This is a genomic window from Enteractinococcus helveticum (assembly GCF_020742345.1).
Lineage (GTDB): Bacteria > Actinomycetota > Actinomycetes > Actinomycetales > Micrococcaceae > Yaniella > Yaniella helvetica_A.
This window is the reverse complement of sequence record NZ_DYXC01000158.1, coordinates 1-5,138: the sequence shown is the minus strand read 5'-3', so window position 1 is coordinate 5,138 and position 5,138 is coordinate 1. Positions and strand designations below refer to the sequence as shown.

Below are 5,138 nucleotides of genomic sequence, written 5' to 3'. Positions count from 1 at the left end.
AATTGCACACTGCCGTGGACCTGGAGTTCACCTTCGCGCTCGACACTTTTCAGGCGTCGAATTTCATCGAGAAAATCATCACCCAGGCGCGTCGATGAATCGGCCCAGACGTCCCCGAGCGCAGAAGATGTCACCACGTATTTCTGCGAGGTATTGATCAGGTGGGCGACCAGATCGTCCGGGTCAGTGACTTGCGGCCAGTGGGAAGCAAAGATGTCGTAGGTGCGACGCCCCAGCAGCAGCGCTCCGCATTGATCAAACCAGCGGGAGACCGCTTGCCCGCAGCCTTCATCGAAAACCGACATCAACCAGCCGCCGTCTGTAAAACCACCCCGAGTGTCTTCTTCTGGACCACCGGGTGCTTGGCTGACACCATTGAGTGTCATAAAAAGATTGATACTGAGCCGCATAATGAATTCTTCCTCCCATACGTCGTGAGGATGGCTCACAGACCAGTCTAAAAACCACGCTGGAAAATAACTACGGTACCGGGCATAGTCGAATGACGACGTCGTGACTTCGGTATTGCTCCGTTGTGGGTGAGAACAATCCATCACCGTTTGACCAGGGGCTTTCCACAGATTCGTGACCGCCGCTGTTACACAAGATTCTTGGACGCTAGCGTCGCGATTATGGGACAAATTCTTTACGAAACCGCCACCAGCTTGGACGGATACCTGGCCGATCAACACAACTCATTAGCGTGGCTGTTTGCTGTGCCCGGCGGCGACGATCCACGGCTTGCTCCGCCGCGTGCTGCCGTACAGGTGATGGGATCCACCACTTATCAATGGGTGCTCAACGAATTGGGAGCTTTGGAGAACATGGACGCCTGGGGTAATGCGATGCCCGATGTGGTAACCGTGGTATTCACGAGCCGACAGCTTCCGGTCCCGGGTCACGCCGATGTGCGTTTCATGTCGGGTGACGTGTCTGCCGCGCTGCCGAAACTGCGCGAGCTGGCAGGTGATGGGATCATCTGGGTGGTCGGCGGTGGGGGACTGGCATCGCAATTTATTGCAGCACAAGGGCTGGATGAAATTGTACTCAGTGTGGCCCCTGTTGCGCTGATTGAAGGTGCGCCACTGTTGGATCAACGAATCGAATCAGATCGGCTAACCCTGGTTGAGGCCCAGCAGATCGGCCAGTTCGCTCGGTTGCGATACCGGGTTAGGTATCCTGGCCATGACCAGGAAGAGGAGTCGCTATGCGATTGAAATTGGATCTGCATGATATTTACAACAAGAGTCGTGACCTTGATCGAGCGCTACATGACATCATCGACGAGGCGGAAGCCACCAAGGCTAAGACCGTTGAAATCATTCCTGGTAAGGGCAGCGGCGCGTTGAAAAAACGCGTCTTGCGGTTCCTTGATCGCAAGGACATTAAAGCCCGCTATCACCGGGTTGAAAAAGACAGTAAGAACTTTGGTCGAGTGTTCGTGCATTTCAAATACTGAATCCTGATGCAGCGTCGCCGGTGTCAGCGTGTATGCAAGCTGATATGGATAATATGAAACGATGATCAGGCCTATAATTCTTAGCCAAACCGGCACCGCCGTGCTACCTGAAGATGTCTCGTATGGTTGGCTCGGCGATATTGTCGTGGCCGTGATGGAAACACTGGGCCCAATCGGACTGGGCCTAGCGGTATTCATTGAAAACATCTTCCCACCAATACCGTCTGAACTGTTTCTTGCCCTGGCTGGTTTTACCGCTGCTAGTGGTACGTTTAGTCCAGCTGCGGGTATTTTATGGGCGACTATCGGTTCGGTGGCCGGAGCATGGGCCCTGTATGGGCTGGGTGCCTGGTTTGGGCGGTACCGCTTATATAAGGCGGCGTATATCATGCCGTTAGTCGATATCGACGACGTCGAACGCACCGAACGATGGTTCCTCAAATACGGGTACTGGACCGTGTTCTTGGGCAGGATGATCCCGATCTTCCGCTCGCTGATCTCAATCCCAGCCGGACTTGAGCGCATGAACTTCTGGTTGTTCACGCTCTTTACCGCCATCGGATCATCGATCTGGAACACGATCTTCATCATGGGCGGCTATCTGCTGGGCACGAATTTCTACCTGATTTCTGATTATGCCGATGTGTTTTCCAACGTTGTGCTCATCGTCGTGGTCGTGGTTCTTGCGATCTGGGTGACCGCCCGAATTGTGCGCAATCGCCGTCGTGCCAATGACCCGAACTATCAGCCCGAAAGTCCCGAGGAAGCTGCCGCAAGAATTGACCGGCTGGTTGCTCAACGACCCGGTAATAGCTCGGGCAGCTCAACACCCTGACGCAGAAATTGTGAGCGTAAAACCGGCGGTGTACCTCCTGGATGAGGAAGGTACACCGCCGGTGAATCTGTCAGACGGGTGGGTCTTACAGAAAGTTCATCGTGGTGACTCGACAATTTGCTGGATTACGACACGAGGTTTTGTCGGACGACTTACTCCGGTCACGTTGATGTCTGTATCTGTCACAAGTTTTATAACAGAATAACAACAAGTAGGTAACAATTCGATAACGCCACCTTGGTTGAAAAAGGGGCTTCGGACACACAGTCCAGATCGGCAACAGCTTGCCGGTCTGGGCGAGTTTTTACAGCTCAGAGCAGGGTGAATCGTGCATGAAAATCCGGGGTTGGTCGGTTGATATGAATCCTTAGCTCGTTATTGTTGAGCTTATGCATCTTTCCGAAACCAAGAACGATCATTCTGGATCTACTATTGATCTACGGTCGCCGAGGCTAACCGATGGCGCCAATATTTGGCGCCTGACCCGTGATACCGGGGTGCTCGATCTGAACTCCTCGTACCACTATCTGCTGTGGTGCCGAGATTTTGCTGATACCAGCGTCGTCGCTACGACCAAGGACGACAGCCTGATGGGTTTTGTTACCGGATTCTTTCGACCAAACGACCCAAACACCCTGTTGATCTGGCAGGTCGCTGTTGATCAGGCAGCACGAGGCCAAGGGATGGGCAGCAGGATGCTGGATTATTTGGTTGAAACCACTGAGGCAAAGTACCTGGAAACCACTGTGACCGATGACAATGCCGCGTCCAAGCAACTTTTCGCTTCGCTTGCCCACCGACACGAAGCGCCACATGATATCCAAGCGTTGTTCACCCCCGAAATGTACCCGGATGGACACGACACCGAATACTTACACCGCATCGGACCGTTAGTACCCGAGCTGGTACGTCGTCGTGCGGCTGCCAACGAACTGGCAGTGAACTAATCACTCACCCGATTCCCAAATTTTCTTGCGCAGCCGTGCTGTGCAAAAACAGTTCACCAACACCCTGAAAGGGCTTTCATGGATACCACTATTTTCGAAACCACAGAATCACAGGTCCGCAGCTACTGCCGCAGCTGGCCCACCGTATTTACCGCAGCCTCCGGCTCGACCCTCACCGATGAACAGGGCAAAGAATACATCGACTTCTTCTCCGGTGCAGGCGCCCTGAACTACGGCCACAACAACCCGGAACTGCGCGCCGAACTGCTCAACTACCTCAACTCCGATGCGCTAGTGCACTCGCTAGACATGATGACCCCGGCCAAGCGGGAATTTCTGACGGCGTTCAAGGAGATCATCCTGCAGCCGCGCGGTCTGGACTATAAGGTCATGTTCCCTGGGCCAACGGGTACCAACACCGTGGAAACCGCACTGAAATTGGCGCGTAAGGTTACCGGGCGTCAGCACATCTTGTCATTTACCAACGCCTTTCACGGCATGACCCTGGGGTCACTGTCGGTCACTGGTAACTCGATGAAACGTCAAGGTGCCGGCATGCCCCTGACCAATAGCTCCAAGATCCCATATGATAACTACCTCGACGGTGAGACGGCAGACTTCCTGTGGCTGGAACGCGTCCTGGAAGACTCCGGCTCCGGTGTAGACAAACCGGCTGCGATCATCGTGGAAACCGTGCAGGGTGAAGGTGGCTTGAACGCCGCACGCGCCGAATGGTTGCGCGGTCTACGCGAACTGACCCAGCGCCACGACATCCTGTTGATCGTCGACGACGTCCAGGCCGGCTGCGGTCGCACCGGCACCTTCTTCAGCTTCGAAGAAGCCGGCATCGTTCCAGATATCGTATGTGTCTCCAAATCCATCTCCGGCTACGGTATGCCCATGGCACTGACCCTGTTCACCCCAGAACTTGATGTCTGGGCACCGGGCGAACACAACGGTACCTTCCGCGGCAACAACCCGGCCTTTGTCACCGCCACCGCAGCACTGCGCCGCTACTGGGCCGATGGCTCGTTCCAAAACGGACATCTGGCCAAGGTCATTGACACCGTTCAGGACGCACTGACAAAAATCGCCATCGAAGTCGAAGGCACATCCGTCAAAGGTCGCGGCCTACTGACCGGCCTGTACTTCCAAGACCCCCAGATCGCCGGGAAAGTCGCCGCCGCAGGATTCGAAAAGGGCCTGCTCATGGAGACCTCCGGCCCGCAGGACGAAGTGCTGAAGCTCATGCCAGCCTTGAATATTGATCTCGGTGTGCTGGAGCGTGGCCTGAATATCCTGGCGGATTGCATCGCTGATGTCACCGGTCAAGACATCACCCTGGTCTTTGAGCCGGCGACCGCCAACGCCTAAAACCACCGCAGCCTGCGAAAGGACCCACACATGATCGTCACCCAACTGGAAGACCTCAACGACACCGAACGCGACGTCAAATCAGAAACCTGGCGCTCCCGTCGCATCGTGCTAGCCCGCGAAGGCGTGGGTTTCTCAATGCACGACACCGTGATTTATGCCGGTACGACGTCGACATTCCATTACGAAAACCACATTGAAGCCGTCTACTGCGTGCAAGGCACCGGCACCCTGACCAATGAGGAAACCGGTGAAGTTTACGACCTGCGCGACGGCACGCTCTACCTGCTCGACGGCCACGAAAAACACACCGTGCGTGCAGAAACCGAGCTGCGCATGGCCTGTGTTTTCAACCCGCCGGTCACCGGTCGCGAAACCCACGATGAGTCTGGCGTCTACCCACTCATCACCGAAGCTGAAGCCGATCGCAAAGTGCCAACTGGTGCACGCGTCGGTGAAGAAACGAAAATCGAGTCCCAGGCAGTCACTCCAGCGATGACCTCCTAGCCGGATTCGATTTTCT

6 protein-coding genes and 1 pseudogene are annotated in these 5,138 nt (G+C 55.2%); 6 read left to right on the top strand and 1 reads right to left on the bottom strand.

The features are described from left to right. The coding region (locus K8V32_RS13740) for a dihydrofolate reductase family protein (RefSeq protein WP_369681076.1) at nt 1-386 on the bottom strand (386 nt) is incomplete at its 3' end. Between the two features lie 246 nt (nt 387-632). Between K8V32_RS13740 and K8V32_RS13735 the strand changes: the two genes are divergently transcribed. From K8V32_RS13735 to K8V32_RS13710, 6 genes and pseudogenes are all read left to right on the top strand, one after another. Continuing rightward, entirely contained in the window at nt 633-1,217 is a 585-nt protein-coding gene (locus K8V32_RS13735) for a dihydrofolate reductase family protein (RefSeq protein WP_303908679.1), read from the top strand. After that, the gene (locus tag K8V32_RS13730; RefSeq protein WP_303908676.1) at nt 1,208-1,459 is read left to right on the top strand and encodes a Smr/MutS family protein; all 252 of its coding nucleotides are present in this window, start codon (nt 1,208-1,210) and stop codon (nt 1,457-1,459) included. Before K8V32_RS13735 ends, K8V32_RS13730 begins: the two co-directional genes overlap by 10 nt. 61 nt (nt 1,460-1,520) lie before the next feature. After that, complete coding sequence (locus K8V32_RS13725) at nt 1,521-2,294, top strand: DedA family protein (protein ID WP_303908673.1); 774 nt, start codon at nt 1,521-1,523, stop codon at nt 2,292-2,294. Between the two features lie 389 nt (nt 2,295-2,683). After that, nucleotides 2,684-3,241 (top strand): diaminobutyrate acetyltransferase, encoded by a 558-nt coding sequence (gene ectA, locus K8V32_RS13720; RefSeq protein WP_303908669.1) that lies wholly within the window; start codon nt 2,684-2,686, stop codon nt 3,239-3,241. A gap of 78 nt (nt 3,242-3,319) precedes the next feature. Beyond that, nucleotides 3,320-4,615 carry a diaminobutyrate--2-oxoglutarate transaminase gene (ectB, locus tag K8V32_RS13715; protein ID WP_303908667.1) on the top strand — a complete coding sequence of 432 codons (1,296 nt, stop codon included), beginning with the start codon at nt 3,320-3,322 and terminating at the stop codon, nt 4,613-4,615. A 30-nt stretch (nt 4,616-4,645) separates the two neighbouring features. Then, nucleotides 4,646-5,038: pseudogene (locus K8V32_RS13710) on the top strand (ectoine synthase); the annotation flags it as partial. Between the last annotated feature and the right edge of the window lie 100 nt (nt 5,039-5,138).